The organism is Bradyrhizobium sp. SZCCHNR2028, assembly GCF_032380995.1.
Classification (GTDB): Bacteria; Pseudomonadota; Alphaproteobacteria; order Rhizobiales; family Xanthobacteraceae; genus Bradyrhizobium.
This window is the reverse complement of sequence record NZ_JAUHJF010000024.1, coordinates 40,406-64,775: the sequence shown is the minus strand read 5'-3', so window position 1 is coordinate 64,775 and position 24,370 is coordinate 40,406. Positions and strand designations below refer to the sequence as shown.

At 66.2% G+C, this 24,370-nt stretch carries 21 protein-coding genes; 15 read left to right on the top strand and 6 right to left on the bottom strand.

Annotated features, from left to right (window positions below):
* Positions 1 to 47: 47 nt before the first annotated feature.
* The gene (locus QX121_RS27590; RefSeq protein WP_409999378.1) at positions 48 to 3,593 is read right to left on the bottom strand and encodes a molybdopterin cofactor-binding domain-containing protein; all 3,546 of its coding nucleotides are present in this window, start codon (positions 3,591 to 3,593) and stop codon (positions 48 to 50) included.
* Entirely contained in the window at positions 3,593 to 4,075 is a 483-nt protein-coding gene (locus QX121_RS27585) for a (2Fe-2S)-binding protein (protein ID WP_315813538.1), read from the bottom strand. Before QX121_RS27585 ends, QX121_RS27590 begins: the two co-directional genes overlap by 1 nt.
* A gap of 285 nt (positions 4,076 to 4,360) precedes the next feature.
* Here QX121_RS27585 and QX121_RS27580 point away from each other — a divergent pair, with 285 nt between their 5' ends.
* The 8 genes from QX121_RS27580 to QX121_RS27545 all read left to right on the top strand — a co-directional run bounded on the left by QX121_RS27580 (position 4,361) and on the right by QX121_RS27545 (position 12,637).
* Positions 4,361 to 5,812: a 6-hydroxynicotinate reductase gene (locus tag QX121_RS27580; protein WP_315813537.1), complete on the top strand. Its 1,452-nt coding sequence runs from the start codon at positions 4,361 to 4,363 to the stop codon at positions 5,810 to 5,812.
* The gene (locus QX121_RS27575) at positions 5,809 to 6,696 is read left to right on the top strand and encodes a UPF0280 family protein (protein WP_315813536.1); all 888 of its coding nucleotides are present in this window, start codon (positions 5,809 to 5,811) and stop codon (positions 6,694 to 6,696) included. The genes QX121_RS27580 and QX121_RS27575 overlap by 4 nt, the downstream gene beginning before the upstream one ends.
* 39 nt (positions 6,697 to 6,735) lie before the next feature.
* Positions 6,736 to 7,320, top strand: a complete 585-nt coding sequence (locus QX121_RS27570) for an amino acid synthesis family protein (protein ID WP_315715503.1) — start codon at positions 6,736 to 6,738, stop codon at positions 7,318 to 7,320.
* Positions 7,321 to 7,346: 26 nt separating this feature from the next.
* Positions 7,347 to 8,549: an ABC transporter substrate-binding protein gene (locus tag QX121_RS27565; protein ID WP_315740915.1), complete on the top strand. Its 1,203-nt coding sequence runs from the start codon at positions 7,347 to 7,349 to the stop codon at positions 8,547 to 8,549.
* Between the two features lie 183 nt (positions 8,550 to 8,732).
* Entirely contained in the window at positions 8,733 to 10,619 is a 1,887-nt protein-coding gene (locus tag QX121_RS27560) for an ABC transporter permease (RefSeq protein WP_315813535.1), read from the top strand.
* Positions 10,616 to 11,407, top strand: a complete 792-nt coding sequence (locus QX121_RS27555) for an ABC transporter ATP-binding protein (RefSeq protein WP_315813534.1) — start codon at positions 10,616 to 10,618, stop codon at positions 11,405 to 11,407. Before QX121_RS27560 ends, QX121_RS27555 begins: the two co-directional genes overlap by 4 nt.
* Positions 11,404 to 12,108: an ABC transporter ATP-binding protein gene (locus QX121_RS27550; protein WP_315740912.1), complete on the top strand. Its 705-nt coding sequence runs from the start codon at positions 11,404 to 11,406 to the stop codon at positions 12,106 to 12,108. Before QX121_RS27555 ends, QX121_RS27550 begins: the two co-directional genes overlap by 4 nt.
* A gap of 13 nt (positions 12,109 to 12,121) precedes the next feature.
* The gene (locus tag QX121_RS27545) at positions 12,122 to 12,637 is read left to right on the top strand and encodes a MarR family winged helix-turn-helix transcriptional regulator (protein WP_315796893.1); all 516 of its coding nucleotides are present in this window, start codon (positions 12,122 to 12,124) and stop codon (positions 12,635 to 12,637) included.
* Positions 12,638 to 12,909: 272 nt separating this feature from the next.
* Here the strand turns inward: QX121_RS27545 and QX121_RS27540 are convergent, their stop codons facing one another.
* Positions 12,910 to 14,106 carry an amidohydrolase family protein gene (locus tag QX121_RS27540; RefSeq protein ID WP_315813533.1) on the bottom strand — a complete coding sequence of 399 codons (1,197 nt, stop codon included), beginning with the start codon at positions 14,104 to 14,106 and terminating at the stop codon, positions 12,910 to 12,912.
* 318 nt (positions 14,107 to 14,424) lie between these two features.
* Between QX121_RS27540 and QX121_RS27535 the strand changes: the two genes are divergently transcribed.
* From QX121_RS27535 to QX121_RS27525, 3 genes are all read left to right on the top strand, one after another.
* Positions 14,425 to 15,306: an aldose 1-epimerase family protein gene (locus QX121_RS27535; RefSeq protein ID WP_315813542.1), complete on the top strand. Its 882-nt coding sequence runs from the start codon at positions 14,425 to 14,427 to the stop codon at positions 15,304 to 15,306.
* A gap of 316 nt (positions 15,307 to 15,622) precedes the next feature.
* The gene (locus tag QX121_RS27530) at positions 15,623 to 16,042 is read left to right on the top strand and encodes a hypothetical protein (RefSeq protein WP_315758057.1); all 420 of its coding nucleotides are present in this window, start codon (positions 15,623 to 15,625) and stop codon (positions 16,040 to 16,042) included.
* A gap of 189 nt (positions 16,043 to 16,231) precedes the next feature.
* Positions 16,232 to 17,053, top strand: a complete 822-nt coding sequence (locus QX121_RS27525) for an aldo/keto reductase (protein WP_315758056.1) — start codon at positions 16,232 to 16,234, stop codon at positions 17,051 to 17,053.
* 80 nt (positions 17,054 to 17,133) lie between these two features.
* Here the strand turns inward: QX121_RS27525 and QX121_RS27520 are convergent, their stop codons facing one another.
* Both QX121_RS27520 and QX121_RS27515 read right to left on the bottom strand, forming a co-directional pair.
* Entirely contained in the window at positions 17,134 to 17,361 is a 228-nt protein-coding gene (locus QX121_RS27520) for a hypothetical protein (RefSeq protein ID WP_315740907.1), read from the bottom strand.
* 138 nt (positions 17,362 to 17,499) lie between these two features.
* On the bottom strand, positions 17,500 to 17,949 hold the full coding sequence (locus tag QX121_RS27515; protein WP_315740906.1) for a hypothetical protein: 450 nt from the start codon (positions 17,947 to 17,949) through the stop codon (positions 17,500 to 17,502).
* A gap of 170 nt (positions 17,950 to 18,119) precedes the next feature.
* Here QX121_RS27515 and QX121_RS27510 point away from each other — a divergent pair, with 170 nt between their 5' ends.
* The gene (locus tag QX121_RS27510; RefSeq protein ID WP_315813532.1) at positions 18,120 to 19,400 is read left to right on the top strand and encodes an amidohydrolase/deacetylase family metallohydrolase; all 1,281 of its coding nucleotides are present in this window, start codon (positions 18,120 to 18,122) and stop codon (positions 19,398 to 19,400) included.
* Between the two features lie 11 nt (positions 19,401 to 19,411).
* Here QX121_RS27510 and QX121_RS27505 read toward each other — a convergent pair whose 3' ends face one another.
* Positions 19,412 to 20,650 carry a PLP-dependent aminotransferase family protein gene (locus tag QX121_RS27505; protein WP_315813531.1) on the bottom strand — a complete coding sequence of 413 codons (1,239 nt, stop codon included), beginning with the start codon at positions 20,648 to 20,650 and terminating at the stop codon, positions 19,412 to 19,414.
* Between the two features lie 176 nt (positions 20,651 to 20,826).
* Here QX121_RS27505 and ribB point away from each other — a divergent pair, with 176 nt between their 5' ends.
* The 3 genes from ribB (at position 20,827) to QX121_RS27490 (ending at position 24,315) form a co-directional block, all read left to right on the top strand.
* Positions 20,827 to 21,903: a 3,4-dihydroxy-2-butanone-4-phosphate synthase gene (ribB, locus tag QX121_RS27500; protein WP_315740903.1), complete on the top strand. Its 1,077-nt coding sequence runs from the start codon at positions 20,827 to 20,829 to the stop codon at positions 21,901 to 21,903.
* A 64-nt stretch (positions 21,904 to 21,967) separates the two neighbouring features.
* Entirely contained in the window at positions 21,968 to 23,182 is a 1,215-nt protein-coding gene (locus QX121_RS27495) for an acyl-CoA dehydrogenase (RefSeq protein ID WP_315813530.1), read from the top strand.
* Positions 23,183 to 23,400: 218 nt separating this feature from the next.
* The gene (locus QX121_RS27490) at positions 23,401 to 24,315 is read left to right on the top strand and encodes an MBL fold metallo-hydrolase (protein WP_315740902.1); all 915 of its coding nucleotides are present in this window, start codon (positions 23,401 to 23,403) and stop codon (positions 24,313 to 24,315) included.
* Positions 24,316 to 24,370 lie beyond the last annotated feature (55 nt).

Genomic DNA, 24,370 nt, shown 5'->3' with positions numbered 1-24,370 from the left:
TCAGGGTGGTGGTCGGGGCGCCGGGCGCTGAAGGAGCATGCTCGGCCTCACTGCGCCACGGCGGACCTGATGCGACCGACGGCGGCGTCGACGCCCGTCCAGGCCGGCTTGTCCGGGGCAAATTGCTGACGGAGATAGGCGACGAGTTCGGCGAGCTGGACGTCGCTGAGATGCTCCTTGAACGCCGGCATGTAGCCGAGGTCGGACGAGGCCGGCTTCATGATCCCGTGCAGGATCACCTGGATCAGATTGTCGGGTGTGGCGCTGTGCAGGTTGCTGTTCAGCGCCAGCGAGGGCCGGCTGCCGAACAATGGCAGGCCGCCGACCTCGTGACAGACCGCGCAGGCGCCGAGATAGAGCCGTGCCGCCGGAGACGGCGTCGAGGTCACCTTGGTGCGCGCTTCCAACTCCGCGGCCATCGCCTCCAGCTTCGCTGCCTCGGGCGAGGGCGTCTGGAACGAGGCGAGATAGATCGCCATGGCCCGAATGTCGGCATCGGGCAGCGTCGCGAGATCCTTGACGATCGGTGCCATCGGACCGGCGGCCACGCCATGGAAGCGCGACTGACCGGAGCGGAGATAGGTGTAGAGCTCGTCCTCGGTCCACGGGATCGGGGCGCTCGAGAGCGAGGTCAGCGCTGGGGCTTCCCAGCCATCGGCGAAGCCGCCAGCGAGATATGCGTTGCGTCGCTCGGCGCCGAGCGCGTTGCGCGGCGAGTGACAGGCGCTGCAATGGCCGAGGCTTTCGACGAGATAGAAGCCGCGATTCCACTGCTCGGATCGTGTTGGATCACGCCTGAACGGCTGCGTGTCGTGAAACAGTGCATTCCACCCGGCGACCAGCGGCCGCAGGTTGAACGGGAAGCGCAGCGCGTTGTCCGGCGCCTGCTGTCGGACCGGTGCCTGTGCCATCAGGTAGGCGTAGAGCGCCTGCAGGTCGGCATCATCGGTTCGTGCGAAATGCGTGTAGGGGAACGCCGGATAGAGCTGCCGGCCGTCGCGATGCACGCCCTCGCGCATCGCGCGCTCGAAGGCGGGATAGGACCAGGCGCCGATCCCGGTCTCGACGTCGGGCGTGATGTTGGTGCTGAACAGCGTGCCGAACGGCGTCTCCAGCGCACGGCCGCCGGCATTGATCAGGCCGCCGTCCGAGGTGTGGCAGACCGCGCAATTGCCGAGCGCCGCGAGCGCCTCCCCGCGCGCGATCGTCGCAGCGGAATAGACCGAGGGATCGGGGCGGGTGATCGGCGCGATGGCGCGCCAGGGCAGCACGGCTGCCGCGACGCTGATGGCCGCGGCGCAGGCCGCGACGGCGCTGGCGATGAGGCCGCCGCGTTTCGCGAACGGCTTGAGCCATGTTGCCGTGGGCCTTTCGGATGCAGGAAGAGACTGTGGCTTCGCAGGGTCGACCTGCTCGCCGCGCAGTCCTTTCAGGATGCGCTCCGGCGTGAATGGCGGCTCGCGGAAGCGGACGCCGGTGGCGTCGTAGATCGCATTGGCGATCGCGGCGGCGCTTGGCACGGACGCGGACTCGCCGACGCCGAGCGGCGGCTGATCCGGTCGCGGCAGCATCAGCACGTCGATCTCAGGCACGTCGGGGAAGGTGATGATCGGATAGGTGCCCCATTCCCGCGCCGCGACCTTGCCGCGCGTGAAGGGAATCTCCTCCATCAGCGCCCGGCTGGTGGATTGGATGACGTTGCCTTCGATCTGGTGGCGTACCCCGTCCGGATTGATCATCAGGCCGGAGTCCTGGCCTGCGATCACCCGCGTGACGCTGACATCGCCGGTCGTTGTATTCACGGCGACATCGGCGATCCAGGCCGACCATGCCGCGCCGTAGCCGGGAAACCTGCTGTGGACGTAGAGCGCGTAGGCGAAGCCGCGGCCATGGACGACGCCGTTCTCGGGCGTCTTCTCGTCCCGCACGGGGCGCGGCGTCCAGCCGGCGCGTTCGGCCACGGCGTTCACGAGATCACGCGCGCGCTCGTCTTTCAGATAGCGCAGCCGGTATTCGATCGGGTCGACGCCGGCCTCCGCAGCGAGCTCGTCGATATAGGACTCGTGCGCGAAGGTATTGGGCAGCGCCGAGACGCCGCGGATCCAGGAGGCGCGCACGATCGGCGGCATGTCATGCGCTGTGATGCGCATATGGTCGTAATCATAAGGCGGAATGGCGGTGCGGTCGCCCATCTCGAACACGGCGGGCTCCGGCGCGATGCGGCCGGTGAGCAGCAAGGCCAGCGTCGGCGCGCCGTTCGAGGGATAGCGCGTGGCGAATTCATAGGCCGCAACCGAACCGTCGGCATTGAGGCCGCCATTGACGTCCATCAGCTGCGCGGTGCCTTTGGGCTCCCACAGATGCTCCTGCTCGCGCGTCAGCTGCACGCGCACCGGGCGGCCGACCGCACGCGACAGCAGCAGCGCATCGGCCGTGACATCGTCGGCGCAGTTGCGGCCATAGCAGCCGGCGGCCTCCAGCCGGACCAGCTCGATGTGATCCTCTGGACAGTCGATCAGCATGGCGAGATCGCCGCGCAGGATGTGCGGATTCTGCGTGCCGGAATAAATGCGGATCTGCCCGTCGCGATAGTCGGCGACAGCGCAGGACGGACCGATCGAGCCGTGCATCTGATAAGGCCAGAGATAAGTCCGCCGCATCGGCTTGGCGGCGCCGGCGATGGCGTCATCGACATTGCCCTTGTCGAGCAGCCGTCGCGGCTCGGACGGATTGGCCCGCAGCGCGTTCTCGACATCGTCGAGATCGCGCAAGGTCGGCACCGGCTTCCAATTCACCTCGAGGCGCTCGGCGGCCAGGATCGCGTTCTCCTCGCGCTCGGCGACGACGCCGATGAAGTCGCCGATGACGACGACGTCGATCAGGCCCGGGACGCCGCGCACCGAGTCTCTGTCGACGTCAAGCAGGCTGGTGCCGATGAACGGTCCGGCATCGACGCCGGCATAGGGTGGGCGCACGACGCGGCCGTGCAGCATGCCGGGCACGCGCACGTCATGTACGTAGATGAGCTCGCCGGTCGCCTTCGCCGGCAGATCGACGCGCGGCACCGAGCGGCCGACGACCTGATAGTCGTTCACCGACTTGACGATGATATCGTCGGCGAGCGCGAGGCTGATCGTCTCATCGCCGATCAGTTCGCCATAGCTGAGGACGCGGTTGTTGGGCCCGCGGATCAGCCCGTCCTCGACCGTCAAATCCTGAACGTCGAGGCCGAGCTGCGCGGCCGCTCGCGCCAAGAGGAAGGCGCGCGCCTGCGCCGCCGCCTTGCGCAGGGGCACGGCGGTGATCTGAATTGTCTCGCTGGCGATGGTCGCGCCCTGGTTCGGCACGACCGCGGTGTCACCGAGCACGACCACGACGCGGGCGAAGGAGACGTCGAGCTCTTCTGCAACGATCTGTCCCAGCGCGGTGCGGATGCCGGTGCCGAGATCGACATGGCCGTTGAAGGCCGAGACCTCGCCTGCCGCCGTGATCCGGATGAAGGTTTCGGACCGGCCATTGTTGCCGGCCATGGGACGCTCGACGACCAGCCAGCCGCGAGGCATGTCTTCGTCCTTGGTGAGGCGATCGTTCATCAGTCCAGCGCCTCGAGCGTGTGGCCGGCCGCCCGCATCGCCGCGCGGAGGATCTCGACATGGGCGCCGCAGCGGCAGAGATTGTAGCGCAGCGCCTGCTTGATCTCGTCGCGTGACGGATTGGGCTTGATCGCCAGCAGTGCCTTGGTCGTCATGATCATGCCGTTGAGACAATAGCCGCATTGCGCAGCCTGCTCGGCGATGAAGGCCTGTTGCACCGGATCGGGCGCCTCGCGCGAGCCCAGCCCTTCCAGCGTGGTGACATCACGGCCGATGCAGCCTTCCACCGGAATGACGCAGGAGCGGGCGGCGCGGCCGTCGATCAGCACGGTGCAGGCGCCGCATTCACCCAGGCCGCAGCCGTATTTCGGACCGTTCAGGGCGAGGTCGTTGCGCAGCACATGAAGCAGGGGCGTGCCGGGCGCGGCGGCGACGTCGTGCGCCCGTCCGTTCACGGTCAGCCGAATCGTTGCTGGCGTCATGCCCTTCTGTCGTCCGCTATGCTATCGTTAACGAGGATGCGATGGCGATCGCTCCGAGCGTATCGTTTGTGTACTAACATGCAAGTGCCACGTTTTGCGCTGCAGCGTATGCACGATTTGTCGTCATTGTGCAGGGCAAACTGATCGTTTATCCGGCAATCGTGCTTTTCGTTCGCGGTGGCGCTTGACAGCCGGCGGAGGGGCGCGACATCATTCGTATACGAACGAATTGCCGCGGCGTGTGGACGTTTGCCGCCAGCTCCGCTTCAAGATAGGCTTCTCTGCATGGTGACCGAAACGGCGAGCGACGGTGCCGCGGACAAGATCCGCTGCGATGCCTGTCCGGTGATGTGCTACATCAAGCCGGGCGCGGCAGGTGCCTGCGACCGTTATGCCAATCAGGACGGTGTGCTGGTGCGCGTCGATCCGCATATCCTGCTGGAGCGCACGGTGTCGCATGGCGGCAAGCTGGTGCCGTTCCAGGCGAGCGGCGACTGGGACGGCAAGATCGTGCATCAGCCCGAGCTGTTCGTTACCGCGATCGGCGCCGGCACCACCTATCCGGACTACAAGCCGGCGCCGTTCATTGTGTCGTCGGTGGTCGATGGCGTCGACATGGTCACGGTCGTGACCGAGGGCATCTTCAGCTATTGCGGCGTCAAGGTGAAGATCGACACCGACCGCTATCTCGGACCGGAAGCGGCGACGGTGCGCGTCGACGGCGAGGCGGTCGGTCACGTCACGACCAGCGAATACGGCTCGCAGATGCTGTCGCTCGGCGGCGTGCATCATCTCACCGGCGGCTCCAAGAAGGAGGGGCGTGTCACCTGTGACGCGCTGATGGACCTCAGCAACCGCAAAGCCGTGGAACTCGTGGTCGACGGGGGCTCCAGCGTGATCGTGCAGGCGGGGCAGCCCCCGATCGTCAACGGCGTCAAGGAAGATCGCATGCGCGTCGGCTGCGGCTCGGCCACGATCGGCATGTTCGCCAAGCAATGGCAGGGCAAGGTCGACGAGGTCGTCGTGGTTGATGATCACATCACCGGCGTTCTTTCGGAGCACCAGGCCGGCAAGCTGCTCGACATTCCTGCGACCGGCATCAAGATGAAGGGACGCCGCTCGACGCCGGGCCGCTACTTCCAAGTGGCGCAGCCCGGAACCGGCTGGGGCGGCACCGACATCTCCGATCCGCTGTCGATCCTCGGGCCGTTCGATCCGAAGACGGCGAAGCCGGGAACGACGCTGCTGATGGTGTCCACGACGGGCGAGCATGCCGGATACTACGTGCTCGACGAGACGCTCAGGCCGGTGCAGCGCGAGATGCCGCCGGAGCTGCGGTTCTCGGTCGAGCGCATCCAGGAGAACTGCGAGCCGGCGCTGTGCACCGTGCTGTTCATGGCCGGTGCCGGCGGCTCGCTGCGCGCTGGCGTCACCGACAATCCGGTGCGGCTGACGCGTTCGGTCAAGGATACGCTGACGCGGGTGACGAGCGGCGGTGCGCCGGTCTATGTCTGGCCGGGCGGCGGCATCACCTATATGGTCGACGTGACCCAGATGCCGGCCGGCGCCTTCGGCTATGTGCCGACGCCTGCGATCGTCGCGCCGATCGAGTTCACGCTGAGGCTATCGGATTATGCGGCGCTCGGCGGGCACATGGACTACGTCCAGCCGCTCGCTTCGCTGAAGGATGTCAGCAAGGACATCCGCCAACTGCCGTGGCCGAGGCCGGGCGCATGAGCCGGCGGCCACAGATCGCCTTGTTGCCCGACCGGCGGCTGCATCTGCAGGACGGCCCGATCGATCTGATCATCGGCGCAGATGCGGCCGATGGCGATATTGGTGCGGCCTATCGTGCGGCGGCCGAGCGTTTTACGGGGCTGCTCGACGAGCTGTGTGTGGAACTGTCCGTGCTGCGCAGAGGGGCCGATCAGGATCGCTGCCTGTTGAAGGGCGTCGTCGCGCAGCGGATGCATGCCGCCGTGGTGCCGTTTGCGCGCGAGATGTTCATCACGCCGATGGCGGCTGTCGCGGGTAGTGTCGCCGAGGAGATTCTCGGCGCAATGCGCGGCGCGGCGAAGCTGACGCGGGCTTATGTCAACAATGGCGGTGACATCGCACTCCATCTGCGGGATGCCGCCACGTTCAGCGTCGGGCTGATGGACCGTCCCGACGGCGCGGGCGTGATGCGGAGGATGACGCTTCGTGCTGCCGACGCGATCGGCGGTGTCGCCACATCGGGCCGCCACGGTCGCAGCTTCTCGCTGGGCATTGCCGATGCGGTGACGGTGCTCGCGCGTAGCGCGGCGCAGGCCGATGCGGCTGCGACGGTGATCGGCAACGCGGTCGACCTTCCGGGTCATCCGGCCGTGCTTCGCCGACCTGCGTGCGAGCTGCAACCGGAGAGCGATCTCGGTGACCGCCTCGTCACATGCGAGGTCGGAGAGCTCCGTGATGTCGAGGTTGCCGAAGCGCTGGCCGCGGGCGAGCATCGTGGGCAGTCGCTGCTGTCGGCTGGTCTGATCGAAGGCGCTGTTCTGCAGCTCCGCGGCAACATTCGCGTTGTCGGCCCGCGCGCGGTCGAGATCGTCCGTCGGCCGCAGTTGCGGGCGGCGGCGGCGTGAGGTTTGATGCATGATGTGCAAGAATACGAAGGGTCGACGATGAGCGCCGTCATCAGGAAGATCGTGACCGTGGTCGAGGAAGTCCATCAGGAGATGGGCCGGTCCGTCTCGCCGCCGACGCGGCGGGCTGCGGCAGTGGCGGTGATCGAGAATCCGTTTGCCGGCCGCTATGTCGAGGACCTGTCGCCTCTGATTGCGATCGGCGAGGAGCTGGGCGAGATGCTGGCCAAGCGCGCCGTGGCCGCGCTCGGCATTGAAGGACCGGCCGCGCACAGCTACGGCAAGGCGGCCGCCGTCGGCAGCGACGGCGAGCTGGAGCATGCGGCCGCGATCCTGCATCCAAAGATGGGGGCGCCGGTGCGCAAGGTGCTCGGCAAGGGCGCGGCGCTGATCCCCTCGTCGAAGAAGCGCGGCGGCGTCGGCTGCACGCTCGACATTCCGCTCGGCCATAAAGATGCGGCCTTCGTGCGCAGTCATTTCGACGGCATGGAGGTGCAGATCAACGACGCGCCACGCGCCAATGAGATCATGGTCGCGCTCGCGGTCACCGACAGCGGCCGTCCGCTGCCGCGCGTCGGCGGGCTCACGGTCGCCGAGATCAAGGGCGAGGACGGTCTACGGTAATTCGACTCAACATGGAGGCTGAAGGGATGCGACGGAGAACGATGCTTGCGGCAGGCCTGGGCCTTGCCGTCGCGGGACTGACGGGCGCGGCGCGCGCCGAGGACGTCATCAAGATCGGTGAGATCAACAGCTATTCGCTGCTGCCGGCGTTCACCGAGCCTTATCGCAAGGGCTGGCAGCTCGCGGTCGAGGAGGTCAATGCAGCCGGCGGCATCAACGGCAAGAAGCTCGTCGTCGTCTCCAAGGACGACAGCGGCAAGCCGGCCGATGCGCAGACCGCAGCCAACGAGCTGGTCTCGAGCGAGAACGTCGCGATGCTCGCCGGTACGTTCCTGTCGAACATTGGCCTCGCCGTCAGCGACTTCGCCAACCAGAAGAAGGTGTTCTTCCTGGCGGCCGAGCCGCTGACCGACGCCATCACCTGGGCGAAGGGCAACAAATACACCTTCCGCCTGCGTCCGTCGAACTACATGCAGGCGGCGATGCTGGTGGAGGAGGCCGCCAAGCTTCCCGCCAAGCGCTGGGCCACGATCGCGCCGAACTACGAATACGGCCAGTCGGCCGTCGCGGTGTTCAAGAAGCTCTTGTCGGAGAAGCGCCCCGACATCCAGTGGGTGGACGAGCAGTGGCCGCCGCAGGGCAAGATCGACGCCGGTCCGGTGGTGCAGGCCGTCGCCGCCGCCAATCCGGAGGCGATCCTCAACGTCACCTTCGGCGCCGATCTCGTGAAGCTGGTCCGCGAAGGCAACACCCGCGGCCTGTTCAAGGACCGCAAGGTCGTCAGCTTCCTGACCGGCGAGCCGGAATATCTCGATCCGCTCAAGGAGGAGACGCCCGAGGGCTGGATCGTCACCGGCTATCCCTGGTACTCGATCAAGACGCCCGAGCACGACGCGTTCCTGAAGGCGTATCAGGCCAAGTACAACGACTATCCGCGGCTCGGCTCGATCGTCGGCTACCAGACCATCAAGTCGGCGGCCGCCATTCTCGCCAAGGCCGGCTCGACCGATACCGACAAGCTGATCGCCGCGGCCGAGGGACTGTCCGTGCCGTCGCCCTTCGGTGAAATCACGTTCCGTAAGATCGACCACCAGTCGACGCTCGGCGCTTACGTCGGCAAGACCGCGCTGAAGGACGGCAAGGGCATCATGGTCGACACTGTCTACCGCAAGGGCTCGGACTATCTGCCTGGTGACGCGGAAGTCGGCAAGCTCCGGCCGAAGGACTGATCCACACGATCCTGCTTCTCCCTCTCCCGCAGGGGGAGAGCGGGCGGGGTGAGGGAATACGACGCCTGATCTACAGGTTCGGGCCGAGATCCCTCACCCCACGCTTGCTCGTCAGCTCTCTGAAGGAGCGCCCGAGCGCAAATGCGGCTCATCGATTCGACGATCTCCTCATGCGGACCGCCCATGGCCTTCTACTTCGTCCAGTTCCTGACCGGCCTTGCCAGTGCAGCCTCGCTTTTCCTGGTGGCGTCGGGACTGTCGATCATCTTCGGCGTCACCCGCATCGTGAATTTCGCCCATGGCGCGTTCTACATGCTCGGCGCCTATGTGGCCTTTTCGCTCACCGAGCGGCTGTCCGGTCCGCTCGGCTTCTGGGGCGGCATCGTCGTGGCGGCGTTCGTGGTCGCGGCCATCGGCGTGCTCGTCGAGATCGTGCTGCTGCGCCGGATCTATCACGCGCCGGAGCTGTTCCAGTTGCTCGCGACCTTCGGCTTGACCCTGATGGTCGAGGATCTCGTCGTGCTGATCTGGGGACCGGATGATCTGGTCGGCCGCCGCGCGCCGGGATTGAAAGGTGCGGTCGATTTCTTCGGTCAGAACATCCCGAGCTACGACCTGTTCCTGATCGCGCTCGGTCCGATCGTGCTCGGTGTGCTCTGGTTGCTGTTCCAGCGCACTCGCTGGGGCATCCTGGTGCGCGCGGCGACGCAGGACCGCGACATGGTCGCGGCGCTCGGGGTCAATCAGAAGTGGCTGTTCACCTCGGTGTTCGCGGTCGGCGTCTTCCTCGCCGCGCTCGGCGGCGCGCTGCAGATTCCGCGCGACGCGGTCCATCACGCGATGGATCTGCGCATCATCGTCGAGGTGTTCGTGGTCGTCGTGATCGGCGGCCTCGGCAGCATCCTCGGCGCCTTCGTTGCCGCGGTTCTGGTCTCGGAGCTCAATGCCTTCGGCATTCTCATCTTCCCCACGATCTCGCTGATCCTGGTGTTCCTGGTGATGGCCGTCGTGCTGGTCGTGCGGCCCTGGGGCCTGTTCGGCAAGAAGGAGGCGCCGGCGCGGCGCACACCCGGTCTCACCGTCATTCCCTGGCGTCCGCTGAGCTCGGTCGAGCGGCTGGCGTCTCTCGTCGCGCTGGCGCTGGCGGCGATGCTTCCCTTCATCGCCGGCAACTACGCGCTGACCGTCGGCGCCGAGATCGCGATCTTCGTGATCTTCGCCGCGTCGCTGCATTTCCTGATGGCGGTCGGCGGGCTCGCCTCGTTCGGTCATGCCGCCTATTTCGGCCTCGGCGCTTACGGCGTCGCCTTCCTCGCGAAGATGGCGGGGCTGCCGATGATCGCCTGCCTCTTGCTGGGGCCGCTGCTCGGCGCGCTTGGTGCGGCCGTGTTCGGCGCCTTCGCCGTCCAGCTTTCGGGCGTGTATTTCGCGATGCTTACGTTGGCCTTTGCGCAAATTGTGTGGTCGATCGCGTTCCAATGGGTCGCGGTCACCGGCGGTGACAACGGCATTCTCGGGCTCTGGCCGGAGAAATGGGCCGCGTCGCCGTCGCACTTCTACTGGCTCGCGCTCGGCGTCTCCGCCTTGGTCGTCAGCGTGCTGCGTCTGATCACCTTCTCGCCGTTCGGCTACGCCTTGCGCGGGATGCGCGACTCTCCGCTGCGCAGCGAGTCGATCGGCATCAACGGCAAGCGCATCCAGTGGACGGCGTTCATCATCGCCGGCACGACGGCCGGCCTCGGCGGTGCGCTGTTCGCCTATCTCAAGGGCAGCGTCTTTCCGGACAACATGGGCATCTCGCTGTCGGTCGATGCCCTGGTCATGGTGCTGCTGGGCGGCGTCGAGACGGTGCCCGGCGCGATCTTCGGCGCCATCGTCTACAAGGCGCTCAACATCTGGCTGGTCAGCCAGACCGACTGGTCGAAGCTCGTGCTCGGCATCTTCATCGTGCTGATCGTGGTGGTGTTCCCGAAAGGCATCGTGGGCGTGGTCGAAACCGTCATGCATCGGCGCCGCGCAGCGGCCCCCAAGGGGGCTTCGCTGTCGGCCAAGATGGAGGGCGCACAATGAGTCTCGGCGTGTCGCTGCTCTCGGTCGAAGGCCTGTCTAAATCCTATGGCGGCATTCACGCCGTCCGTAACGTGTCGTTCACGCTGCAGGCCGGCGAGATCCTCGCGCTGATCGGTCCGAACGGCGCCGGCAAGAGCACCTGCTTCGACATGCTCAACGGCCAGAACGTGCCGGACAGCGGCCGCATCACCGTGATGGGGCAGGAGACCACGGGGCGCAAGCCGCGCGAGGTCTGGCGGCTCGGAGTCGGGCGAACATTCCAAATCACCGCGACCTATCCGACCATGACGGTGCGTGAGAACATCCAGGTCGCGCTGGTCTCGCATCATCGCCGCCTGTTCGATTTCTGGAGCCCGATGCTTGGCATCGAGCGCGACGAAGCAGATCGCCTGCTCGATCTCGTCGGCATGGCCGGCTATGCCGAGCGTCCCTGCGGCGAGCTCGCCTATGGCGACCTCAAGCGGCTGGAGCTCGCGATCGCGCTCGCCAACCAGCCGAAGCTGCTGCTCATGGACGAGCCGACCGCCGGCATGGCGCCGCGCGAGCGCGTCGAGTTGATGCGGCTGACCGCCGGAATCGCGCGTGAGCAGTCGATCGGTGTCCTTTTCACGGAGCACGACATGGACGTGGTGTTCGAGCATGCGGACCGCATTCTCGTGCTCAATCGTGGCAGTCTCATTGCCGAGGGATCGCCAGCCGAGGTGCGGGCCAATCGCGAGGTGCAGGCGATCTATCTCGGCGAAGGCCTGCTGTATGATGCCGATCATCGCGAGGGAGCTCCGGCATGAAGCTGTCCGTCGCCAATCTCAACAGCCACTACGGTCCTGCGCATATCCTGTTCGACATCGGCCTCGAGGTCGGCGAGGGCGAGGTGGTGGCACTGCTCGGGCGCAACGGCGCCGGCAAATCGACGACCTTCCGCTCGATCGTCGGCCTGGTCGAGCTGCGCGAAGGCCAGATCATGTTCGAGGGCAAGGACATCTCGTCCGCGCCGACCCATGAGATCGTTCGCGCCGGCCTCGGCTATGTTCCGGAAGAGCGCAGAATCTTCACCGAGCTGACGGTGGAGGAGAATCTCGAGGTCGGGCGCCAGAAGCCGCGGCCCAATGCCCCGCAATGGACCCGCGAGAAGTTGTATCAGCTGTTTCCAAATCTCGGCGAGATGAAGAGTCGCCCGGGCGGCCGCATGAGCGGTGGTGAGCAGCAGATGCTGACCATCGCCCGCACGCTGATGGGCAATCCGTCGCTGGTCCTGCTCGATGAGCCCTCGGAAGGCTTGTCGCCGAAGATCGTGGAGCAGATGGTCGATGCGATCCTGACCATGAAGAAGGAAGGCGTCTCGCTGGTCGTCTCCGAGCAGAACCTGCATTTCGCGAAGCTGATCTCTGACCGCGCCTACATCATCGAGCGCGGTCGCATCTGCTTCTCCGGCACCATGGCCGAGCTCGACGCGCGGCCCGACATCCGCGACGCGCATCTGTCGATCTGAGGCGAGGAAAGATATGGCCAAGAGCGCCCCGCTGAAGCGGTCGACAAAAGCGGCGACCAAGACGACGCCGAAGCCACAGGCCAAGCAAGCCGCGAAGGCTGCGCCAAAGCCGGCCCGCACGGCCTATGTGCTGGACGACCAGATCGGCTTCATCCTGCGGCAGGTGTGGCAGCGCCACACCATGATCTTCGCGCGCGACATCGGCAGCAACCTGACGCCGACGCAATGGGCGGCGCTGTCGAAGCTGGTCGAGACCGGACCGTGCTCTCAGAACCAGCTCGGACGGTTCACGGCGATGGATGTCGCGACCATCAAGGGCGTGATCGATCGGCTGACGGCGCGCGGTCTCACTGAAACCAGCCCGGACCCGCAGGATGGTCGCAGGCTGTTAGTCAGCCTGACCCGCGCCGGCCAGCAGCTCGCGGAGAAGACCGCACCGCTCGCGCTGGCGATCTCCAAGGAAACGCTGGCGCCGCTCGATGCGAAGGAACGCGAGACGCTGCTGTCGCTGTTGAACAGGCTGCGGTAGTCGCCACGAGCGCAGGTCGTGTAGGGTAGGCAAAGACGCATTCGCGTAGCGAATACGTCGTGCCCACCATCTATGCTGCGACGAAGACGCTGGGTGCGTCGCACACGGCGCTGGCGCGTCGCGCGCGCCTTTGCCCAACCTTGCTACGCAATCTTCATCAAACTCACGGCGTCATTGCGAGGCGCCCTTGCGCCGAAGCAATCCAGAGCTTCACATGCGGCCCTGGATTGCTTCGCTGCGCTCGCAATGACGGCGGAGAAAGCCGGTCGATCCTATTTCGCCACGATCTCCGGGATCTTCGTCGCCGGCGGCGTATTCCGGCTGCGCTGGGTGCGGACGATGCCGTCGATGATGGTCATGCCGATGCCCGGGAGGTCGCCGAGCTGGACGCTGTCGAGCAGCGTCTCGGCCGGCGAGTGCTGCGCCTTGTCCATGATGACGAAATCGGCGGAGCGGCCGATTTCGATCAGGCCGCAGTCGAGCTCGCGCATCCGCGCGGTGTTGCCGGTGGCGAAGCAGAACGCGATCTCGGCCGGCACGTCGCCGAGCGAGGACAGCAGCGACACCATGCGCAGGATGCCGAGCGGCTGCACGCCGGAGCCGGCCGGCGCGTCGGTGCCGAGGATCACGCGGTTGAGTTCGTTCATCTCGCGCGCGGTGCGCAAGGTGAACAGCGCCGAGCGCTCATTGCCGTTGTGCACGAGCTCGAGCCCGGCCTTGCAGCCCTCGCAGATGCAGCGGATCTGGTCGTCGGGCAGGGCGGTGTGGCCGCCATTGATGTGCCCGATGACGTCGGTGCCGGCCTCCAGCACCACGTCCTTGTCGATCAGGCCGGAGCCGGGGATCGAGGGGCCGCCGGTATGGATGGTGCTCTGGATGCCGTATTTCCGCGCCCAGCCGACCATCTTGCGCGCGGTCGGGCCGTCCTTGACGCCGCCGAGGCCGACCTCGCCGAGCAGCTTGACGCCGGCCGCGGCGAGCTCCTTGAAATCGTCCTCGACCATCTCGCATTCGATGACGGGCGCGCCGGCATGCACCTTCACGCCGCCCGGCCGCAGCGTCCAGAACGCGCGCTGCGCGAAGATCGCCATCGCCTTCAGGCCGACGACGTCGCGCGGACGGCCGGGCATGTGCACCTCGCCGGCGGAGATCATCGTAGTGACGCCGCCATGCAGATAGGAGTCGATCCAGTTGGTCTGGTTCTGCCGCGGCGTCCAATCGCCGGCGACGGGATGGACGTGGCTGTCGATCAGGCCCGGCGCCACCGTCGTGCCATGGGCATCGACGATCGTGGTCGCACCTTCGGTGTCGACGTCCTTGAAGCGGCCGATTCCCGTGATCTTGCCGTTCTCGGCGACGATCGTGTCGGCATCCAGGATGGGCCGTTCCAGTGCGCCGGACAGCATCAGGCCGATGTTGCGGATGACCAGCTTGCTGGGACCGGTTGCTTGCGGCGCGTCATGGGCCATCGGGATATCCTTCTCTCCTGGCAAAGCATTTGCGGCAGTTTGCGCCTGCACGCGGCGCAGCATCAAGCCGGTTTCGGTCATTCGTACACGAATGATCGGGGCCGGCAAGCTGCGGCCTGCACGAAGATTTGGCGCGGGTTGCCTACCCTTCAGACACAGCGCGGGCCCTATGAGTGCGGCTTCGGTCGCGTGTTCGACATTCCCGTCCCCTGTGCTTGTGGCGGTGGTCTACGCGCTGGTGATGAACCGCACCCCTGGACGTTGCTGCCGCAATCCGGCATCACCTCGTGCGATCCTTTTGCGACGTCGGTGACGGCAATGAGCGACGACCTTCACACGATCAGCGCGGGCGGCATCACTGCCGCGGTCAAGGCTGACGGCGCCGAGCTGTGCTCGCTGAAGACGGGCGGGGGCCTGGAGTTGCTTTGGCAGGCCGGAGCCGTCTGGCCGCGCCATGCGCCATGGTTGTTTCCGATCGTCGGCCGACTCAAGAATGACCACCTCCACCACCGCGGCCAGACCTATCCGATGACGCAGCACGGCTTCGCCCGCGACCTCCGCTTCACTTGGCTGGAGCGCGGGGCCGAGTCGTGCGTGTTGCAGCTGACCGACGACGAGACGACGCGGGCGCGCTATCCGTTCGCCTTCCGTCTCACGGTGAGCTACCGGATCACCGCTGATGCGCTGGACGTGGCGGTCGAGATCGCCAACCCCGGCGCGGAGGTTCTGCCCGCCTCGTTCGGATGCCATCCCGCCTTCAACTGGCCGCTGCTCCCCGGCCAGCCGAAGGAGAGCTACCGGCTGATTTTTGCAGAGCCGGAGCCGGCGCCGATCCGCCGTCTGACTGGCGGTTTGCTGCGCGAGCGGCCGGAGCCCTCACCGATCGAGGGGCGCGTTCTCCCGTTGAGCGAACGTCTGTTCGACGACGATGCCGTGATCCTCGATCAGCCGGCCAGCCGTTCGGTTCGCCTCGTCGGAACCACAGGACCGGCGCTTGAGTTAACTTCGGATCATTTTCGTCAGCTTGGAATCTGGTCGAAGCCCGGCGGCGTGCCGTTCCTGTGCATCGAGCCGTGGCGCGGTTTCGCCAGTCCGCTCGATTTCGACGGCGAGTTTGCGGCCAAGCCCGGCGTCATGCACATCGCCCCGGACTCTGCAGAGACGCTGCGATGCCGCATCCGGGTCGACGGATTGCTATGACTGATGCTCGCAGCGCCCATTTGCGTGCACAGCGGTAACTGTGACTCGCAGTTTTGGGCCTGGAAATGACGGCGCCGTGACCTACATCAGAGACGAGCGCGGAACTTTGGCTATGATGCGTCGAACGACCGGCGGTTGGTGGGCGCTTTCTCCGAACTGATAACGGTCGATCACCGAACATGATGTGCGGCGTGATGTCAGGCGCTCTTAGCTGGCTCTTGCAGCCGGGCAGCGCTGCGAGTTCGCCATCGGCCGGCGTGCAGAGATCTCGCGGCGGGGCGCGTAAGTGGCGTTACGCGGGGAACGGGAGGACGGGATGGTGTTGAGAGCTGTTATCGGCACGATTACATGCGCCGTGTTGCTCACGGCGAGCGATGCTGTGGCGGGGGCCTATCGGCCGGGTGACTTCCTCAAGCTTGATCTGTCGAAGGCCGTGTTGTCGCCGGAGCCGCTCGGCCCCGAGGCGCATTTCGAACCTGTGCCTATCGAAGCCAAATCAGATCGACCTGCGGTCGCCGTCCGTTCCGCGATCGACCCGGACGAGCGCTCCGCCATCCCGCGCGCCGTCGCCACCCGGCGCGCTCATGGCACCAGGACGGCCGAGCGGCCCCGCGGCGCCGCTCGCACCAAGCTCGTCCATCGGCGCGGCAATCCGCTGGACGCGCAGGCGATGGATACGCGCATCCAGACCTGGCCGTGCCGGCCCGGCAGTGGCGGCATCTGCAACTGGCGCTGAGCAGACAGGCTCGGCGTGCGCCTGCACGCCGGAACCGACCTCCCGACATCTTGATTGAGGTGGATGCCGGCTCGCTTGAACTCCCAAGCGGAGCGAAGGCAAGCTGAGCGCTTCCCGCCAAGGTCTTGATGTTTCGAGGCTGCCGCCGGCGTTCGCTGGCGAGTGGTTCGCGCGATTCCAGGAGAATTCATGAACGCCATCGACACCCAGGGTATTCGTCTGCCCAAGCTCGGGCTCGGCACCTTTCGCATGCAGGGCACCGTCTGCCGCGAGGCCGTCGAGAGCGCGCTCGCGCTCGGGTACCGCCACATCGATACTGCCGAGATGTACGCCAATGAGGATGCGATCGGCGCCGCGCTTGCGGCAACAAATCTGCCGCGCGCCGAATTGCACGTCACCACCAAGGTCTGGCCGGAGAACCTCGCGCCGGACGCGATCCGTCGCGCATTCGACACGAGTCTGAGGAAGCTCAGGCTGGAGTTCGTCGACCTCTATCTCATCCACTGGCCGGCCAAGGGAATGGACCTGCCGGCTGCGCTGGAGACACTGTTGAAGCTGAAGGAGGAGGGGCGCACGCGCGCGGTGGGCGTCGCCAATTTCACCGTCGCGCTGCTGAAGCAGGCGGTCGAGGAGATTCGGGCGCCAGTGGCGTGCAACCAGGTCGAGTATCACGTGATGCTCGATCAGTCGAAGCTGATGGCTTACATGGCGAGCCGGTCAATTCCCCTGGTGGCTTATTGCCCGCTGGCGCAGGGACGCGCCGCCGCCGACGAGACGCTGGGGGCCATCGGCAGGAAGCATGGCGCCAGCGCCGCCCAGGTCGCGCTGAAATGGCTGTTGGACCAGGATGGGGTGGCGGCGATCCCCAAGGCAGCGCGCCCGGAAAGTCAGCGGGCGAACTGGGATGCGATGAAGCTTCAACTCGATGATGAGGATCGTGCCACCATCGCGTCCCTCCCGAAGGACAAGCGCTTCGTCAATCCGGCCTTTGCGCCGGACTGGGATCGCTGACGACCGTGCCATCGGGCCGGGGTGAATGGACCACAGAAAATGGCCCCTTGCGGGGCCATTGCTGCGTCGAAGTCCGCGGATCAGTCGCGCTTGATGATCACGGTGCGGTCATGATGGCGGTGGAGCGGCCGGACATAGTGGTGAGGCCGGTACTCACGATGCATGCGGTATTCGGCGTGGGAGCGATCCCAGCCGTGGTGGTAGTGATGGCCGCCACGCTTGATGACCACCGTCTCCGCGTTGGCGATCGACGGTGCCGCGAGAGCGACGACTGCAAGGGAAGCGAGCGCGAGAGCGATTTTCTTCATGTTGTCCTCCAGAATGAAAGTGCGGGATCAACTTGAAGTGTGAAAGAACGTTCCGCAGGACCTTCCACGAAGTTGCTGAATACACGTTCAGATTTGGTCTTCACGCTTGCGGGCGAGCTGCGTCTCGAGCCTGCCGCGTCAGTCGCACTTCCTGAGCGCTGGCGTCGGCTTGCCGTTGGCGACGAAGCGCGCCTCGCGAATGGTATAGCTGCCGTCCTCGCCACGATTGAACACCGAGCGGATGCCGCCGTCCGTCGTCTTGATGATCCCATTCTCGCGCGTCTGGCGCGCCCTCGACAGGACGATCGAGAGGACCAGAGTCTGGTCGGGTTCGATCCGCGCGGTGGCGACCTCATTGACGTCGGAGGGATCATGGTCGCGGCGATAGACCAGGCTGCCGTCCGGCGAGATCTCGTAGGAGATGATGGCGCCGCGGCCTCTGACCGGAGGCGCACTGCAATCAGCAGCCCAGGTTCCGATCAGGCCCCACGCACGTGCCACCTCGGCCGTATCGTCCGCCGAGGCGGCCGGCGCAAAGGATGATGCGAGCAGGAGGATTGCGAGCAGGCGTTGGGAGATCGAGGTCATGGGGTCTCGCAGGAATGTCGTCCGTCCATCTTAATGCACCGCGTCAACGGCGCAATGTCGGACCTGCGAGATAGGCCCGAAGCGTCGATCTTCCGGTGCGGGTCTTGCCGGAGCCGCCGACAAGGCGCATGCTATCGGCAACTACAAATAAGATGTGGGGGAGGCCGAGCATGTCCGCGCTGTCGCGCCGTCATTTCCTGTTGTCTTCCGGAGCGGCCGCCATGGCTGCGGTGTCGGGCCCGGCTCACGCGGCGATGGGGCCGGCCGACAAGTTCGACCTTCTCATCAAGGGCGGCGACGTCATCGATCCCAGCCAGGCCCTGCGCGGCCGGCGCGACATCGGGATCCGCTGGGGCGTGGTCGAGGCCCTCGAACCGGACATTCCGGTCGAGCGTGCGCTGCGGTCGATCGACGCTGCCGGCCGGCTGGTGATGCCGGGCCTCATCGACCTCCACAGCCACGTCTATCCCTATGGCTCGGCGATCGGGATTCCGCCGGACGAGCTCGTGCAATTCCAGGGCACCACGACGGTCGTCTCGGCCGGCGATGCCGGGGTGAACAATCTGGCGGCGCTGCGCCGCTTCATCGCCGCCCAGTCGCGCGCCCGCATCTACGCCTTCGTGCATATCGCCAACAATGGTCTGTCGGCATTTCCGGTCGCGGAGCTCTATAACATCGACAACGCCCAGGTGGATGCCTGCGCCATGGCGCTGGCCGAGAACCCGGACTTTCTGCTCGGCGTCAAGGTGCGGATGTCGGAGAACGTGATCTTCAAGCATGGGCTCGAGCCGCTGAAGCGCGGCATCAAGGCCTGCGAGTTGTGCGGCTGGCCGGCGCGGATGATGGTGCATATCGGTGGCGTCGAGACCGGTGAGTTGATGTCGCAGATCCTGGACCTGCTGCGCCCCGGCGACATCCTGACCCATGCCTATTCCGGCGCGCCGAACATGGGCGGCGCCTTCACCAACATCGTCCAGGACGGCAAGCTGCTGCCCGCGGCGCTCGCCGCCAAGCAGCGCGGCGTGCTGTTCGATGTCGGCCATGGCGGCGGCAGCTTCGATTTCACCGTGGCCGAGGTCGCGATCCCCGGCGGCTGCGGCCCGGACACCATCTCCTCCGACATCCACGTGTTCTCCGGCAATAGCCCGGGCATGCCGTTCCTGCCCAACGTGATGGCGAAATTCATGGCGATGGGACTCTCGCTGGAGCAGGTGGTGAGCATGGCGACCTCGGCGCCGGCCAAGATCATCAACCGTGCGCCGAAGATCGGCACCTTGCAGGTCGGCGCGCCGGCCGACGTCGCAATCATGGACCTGGTCGAGGGTCCCGTCAGCTTCGTCGATACCCGCGGCAACAAGCGCGAGGGCAAGCTGCAGCTCAAGCCGGTGCAGACGGTGATCAATGGCGTGCCGTTCGGGCGGCCCTACCAGTCGCCATTTTCGGTGCGATGAGCAGCGCGCGATCACTCGATCGCGCGCGTCCGCTCCACATTGGACGAGCGCAGTGGCACGCCGAACTCCTCCCGGCAGACGTCGGCGAGCACCGCGATGCCCTTGCGGATGTCCTGATGCGAGGGGCTGGCGAAGCACAGCCGCAGGCGGCTCCGCGCATGCGCGGCGTCGGTGGACCATTCCGGTCCCGGATTGATCGACACGCCGCGCTTGAGCGCGGCCTGTGACAGCTTCATCGCGTCAACCTGGTCCGGCAGCTTGAGCCAGAGGAAGATTCCGCCCTTCGGCGCCTCGAACTCGGCGGCGGTGCCGAACTCGGCGTTGAGCGCCTCGATCAGGGTGTCCAGCTTGGCGCGCAGGCCCCGCACCAGCTGCGGCACGTGGGTCGCGAAATGCGGCCCGCAATATTCCGCAAGCACCATCTGCTCCAGCGCGCCCGAGCCGGCATCGGTCTTGAGGGACAGCAGCACCGACATGATCTCCCAGGGGGCGACCAGGAAGCCGACCCGCAACGCGGGCGCGACCGACTTCGAGAACGACCCGAGATGGATCACCCCGCCATGGTCGGACATGCCGTGGATCGCGCGGGGCCGTTTGCCATCCCAGATCAGGTCGGCGTAGCAGTCGTCCTCGAACACCGGAACACCATAGGCGCGCGACAGCCATAGCAGCTCGGCCCGGCGGCTTTCCGGCATGATGGTGCCGGTCGGGTTCTGCACCGTCGGAATGGTATAGATGTATTTCGGCCGGATGCCGCGATCCCTTAGATCGGCCAGCACCGTCGCCAGCGCATCCGTTCGCATGCCGTCCTGGTCGAGCGGGATGCCGATGACCTTGACGCCCAGTCGCGCCAGCCGCGTCAGCGTGCCCTGGTAATTGTCCTGCTCGACCAGCACGGTGTCGCCGCGCGTCAGCAGCGCCTGGTTGACGAGGTCGAGGCCCTGCAGCGAGCCCGAGAGGATCATGATGTCGTCGGCGCGCGCCGACATGCCGGCGTCCCGCGTCAGCTTGGCGGCAAGGAAGTCCCGTAGTGGCCGGTAGCCTTGAGGCCCATGCGCGAGGCCGTAGGTGGCCAGCGCGCGTCCCTCGCGGGCGAGCACGGCGTCGGCGGCCGCGCGCAAGCCCTCCACGGGCACGGCATCGGCGTCGTTGTTGCCACCGACGAAGCTGTATTTTGCGAGTCCCGTCCAGCGCGCGGCCGGTGCGGGCAGGCCGGGGCTGAGGAGGGGTGCAAAATCGAATGCGGCCATGAGGCGCGGCTCCCTTGTTCTCGATTTGAGGCGACTTTAAACAGATACCAGGGCGCTTGTCCTCGCAGGGCAGGTCCTTTTCCCGGGGGAAGGCGACCTTCGAACGGCGGTTCCACCGCTCTGGCGCGCGCCTGCGATCCCGGCTAAAGCAGCCCGGAAAAGCAGCGAGACTTGCAATGGCCGACTCGATCCAGGAAGTTCTGTACGCCTTCGCCAAGGGTGAGATGGTCGTCGTGACCGATGACGACGACCGCGAGGGCGAGGGCGATCTCATCGTCGCCGCCTCGCTCTGCACGCCCGACAAGATGGCGTTCATCATTCGCCATACCTCGGGCATCGTCTGCGCGCCGATCACGGCCGACGACGCGCGGCGGCTGCGGCTCGACCCGATGGTCGCGCACAATGATTCCAACCACACCACGGCCTTCACCGTCTCGATCGACTACAAGCCGGACGGTGGCACCGGCATCTCGGCCGAAGAGCGCGCCTCCTGCTGTCGTGCGCTCGCCAACCCGAATGCCGGCGCCGCTGATTTCGCGCGCCCCGGCCACATCTTCCCATTGATCGCGCGTGACGGCGGCGTGCTGCTGCGCTCCGGCCACACCGAGGCGGCCGTCGATCTCTGCAAGCTCGCGGGGCTCCCGCCGGTCGGCGTCATCTCCGAGTTGATGAACGACGACGGCACGGTCATGAAAGGCGAGCAGGTCGTTCGTTTCGCCGCGGCCCACAATCTCAAGCATGTCACCATCGCCGATCTGATCTCGTACCGGCAGGCGCGCGAGAAGCTGATCGAGCGGGTGTCGACCTTCACGACCGACAGCCCGATCGGGCCGTTGCAGGGCTTCGCCTACCGCTCGCCGTTCGATCCGATCACCCACGCCGCGTTCGTCTATAACGGCATCGGCGACGGCAAGAACGTGCTGACGCGGCTGCACAAGCCCAACATCGTGAAGGATCTGATCGCAGGTCCGCAGCGTATCCAGGCGGTGCTGCAGCACTTCAAGCAGGCCGGTCGCGGCGTGCTGATCTATCTGCGCGACGGCGCGGCCGGCGTTCCCGTCGAGCCGGTCGAAGAGCCGCACACCGCGGAGGCCGATCGCCATCGTCAGTGGCGCGAGGTCGGCGTCGGTGCGCAGATCCTGCGTGATCTCGGCGTGACCTCGATCCGGAACCTGACGTCGTCGGCGCATGACTACAAGGGCCTGTCGGGTTTCGGCATCGAGATCGTCGCCAACGAGCGGCTTGAAGGCTGAACCTCCAGGATTTAACCTCTAGACTGCTGCGACCCGTGCGCAGCGAGACGCGAAAGGACCATTCATGAGCGCGCGCCCTCAGGCAAAGGACAAGCCGGCCCAGTCGAGCTTCCAGTGGGACGATCCCTTCCTGCTGGACGATCAGCTGACCGAGGACGAGCGCATGGTGCGTGACACCGCGCGCGCCTACGCCCAGGACAAGCTGCTGCCGCGCGTGACCAAGGCCTATCTCGAAGAGAAGACCGACCGCGAGATCTTCAACGAGATGGGCGAGCTCGGCCTGATCGGCATCACCTTGCCGGAGGAATATGGCTGCGCCAATGCGAGCTACGTCGCCTATGGCCTGGTGGCGCGCGAGATCGAGCGGGTCGATTCCGGCTATCGCTCGATGAATTCGGTGCAGTCCTCCCTGGTGATGTATCCGATCTACGCCTATGGCGACGAGAGCCAGCGCAAGAAGTATCTGCCGAAGCTCGCCAGCGGCGAATGGGTCGGCTGCTTCGGCCTCACCGAGCCGGATGCCGGCTCCGATCCGGCCGGCATGAAGACGCGTGCCGAGAAGGTCGGCGACGGCTATCGCCTGACCGGCAGCAAGATGTGGATCTCGAACGCGCCGATCGCCGACGTGTTCGTGGTGTGGGCCAAGTCGGCCGCGCATGACAACCAGATCCGCGGCTTCATCCTCGAAAAGGGCATGAAGGGCCTGTCGGCGCCGAAGATCGGCGGCAAGCTCTCCTTGCGCGCCTCTATCACCGGCGAGGTCGTGATGGACGGCGTGGTGGTGCCGGAGAGCGCGCTGCTGCCCAACGTGTCCGGCCTGAAGGGGCCGTTCGGCTGCCTCAACCGCGCCCGCTACGGCATCTCCTGGGGCGTGCTCGGCGCCGCCGAGGACTGCATGCACCGCGCCCGCCAGTACACGCTGGACCGCAAGCAGTTCGGCAAGCCGCTCGCCGCCACCCAGCTGGTGCAGAAGAAGCTCGCCGACATGGAGACGGAGATCGCGCTTGGCCTGCAGGCGAGCTTGCGCGTCGGCCGCCTGATGGACGAGGGCAAGATGGCCCCGGAGATGATCTCGATCGTCAAGCGCAACAATTGCGGCAAGGCGCTCGACATCGCCCGCGTCGCGCGCGACATGCACGGCGGCAACGGCATTTCGATCGAGTATCAGGTGATGCGCCACGCCGCCAACCTCGAGACGGTCAACACCTACGAGGGCACGCATGACGTTCATGCGCTGATCCTGGGCCGCGCCATCACCGGCATCCAGGCGTTCTTCTAGTCTTCGTCGTTCCGGGGGCTCGGCAGGAGTCCCCAACTGTCATCGTCCGCCCCGGGTCCCGCCTTTGGCGAGCTTGAGGACAGGCTCCAGCGGACGATCCGGTACTCGGAAACAACAGGATCAGTCGAGATGTCGCGGCGTACCGAATGCCCCGCCTGCGCGGGGCATGACGTCCGAGAAACGGGTCATCAAGTGCCCGTCGAAAGATGAGGCAAGTGATGGCCGAGGAAGACGTCCCGTTCAACCGTCATTTCCCGCTTCCCGCGGGCGTCGTCGAAGAGGTGCGCCCCGGCATTCGCCGCGTCCTCTGCAACAATCCGAGTCCGTTCACCTTCACCGGCACGGTCAGCTACATCGTGGGCACCGGCAACGTCGCGATCATCGATCCCGGCCCGGACAACGAGGCCCATGCGCAGGCGCTGCTCGATGCCATCAGAGGCGAGACGGTAACGCACATTCTGGTGACGCACACCCATCGCGATCACTCGCCGAACACCGGCCGGCTGAAGGCCGCGACCGGCGCCACCGTCTATGCGGAGGGCCCGCATCGCGCCTCGCGGCCGCGCTACGAGAGCGAGAAGCACAATCCGGAATCCGGCGTCGACCGCGACTTTGCGCCGGATGTCACCGTTGCTGACGGCGACGTGATCGAAGGGCAGGGCTGGCAGCTCGAAGCCGTGGCGACGCCCGGCCATACCGCCAACCATCTCGCCTTCGCCTGGGGCGAGCGCGGCACCACTTTCGTCGGCGATCACGTGATGGGTTGGGCGACCTCGATCGTGGCGCCGCCCGACGGCGCGATGGTCGACTACATGGCCTCGCTGGAGCGGCTCGCCGCGCGACCTGAGGAGTTGTATTTCTCAGGCCACGGCCCGGAAATTCCGGAGGGACCACGCTACACGCGCTTCCTGATGCGCCACCGCCAAGCGCGCGAAGCCTCGATCCTGCATCGTCTCGCCAAGGGCGAGGCTGACATCCCGACGATGGTGCGCGCGATCTACATCGGCATCGACCCGCGGCTCACCACGGCGGCGGGCTACTCCGTTCTCGCCCATCTGGAAGACCTCGTCGCCCGCGGCATCGTCGCAACGGAGGGCGATCCGGTGATCGGCGGGACGTATCGGCTGGTGTAGCGAATAGCGAATAGGGAATAGCGAGTAGGGGAAGAGTGCGAGCCGGGAAGACTTC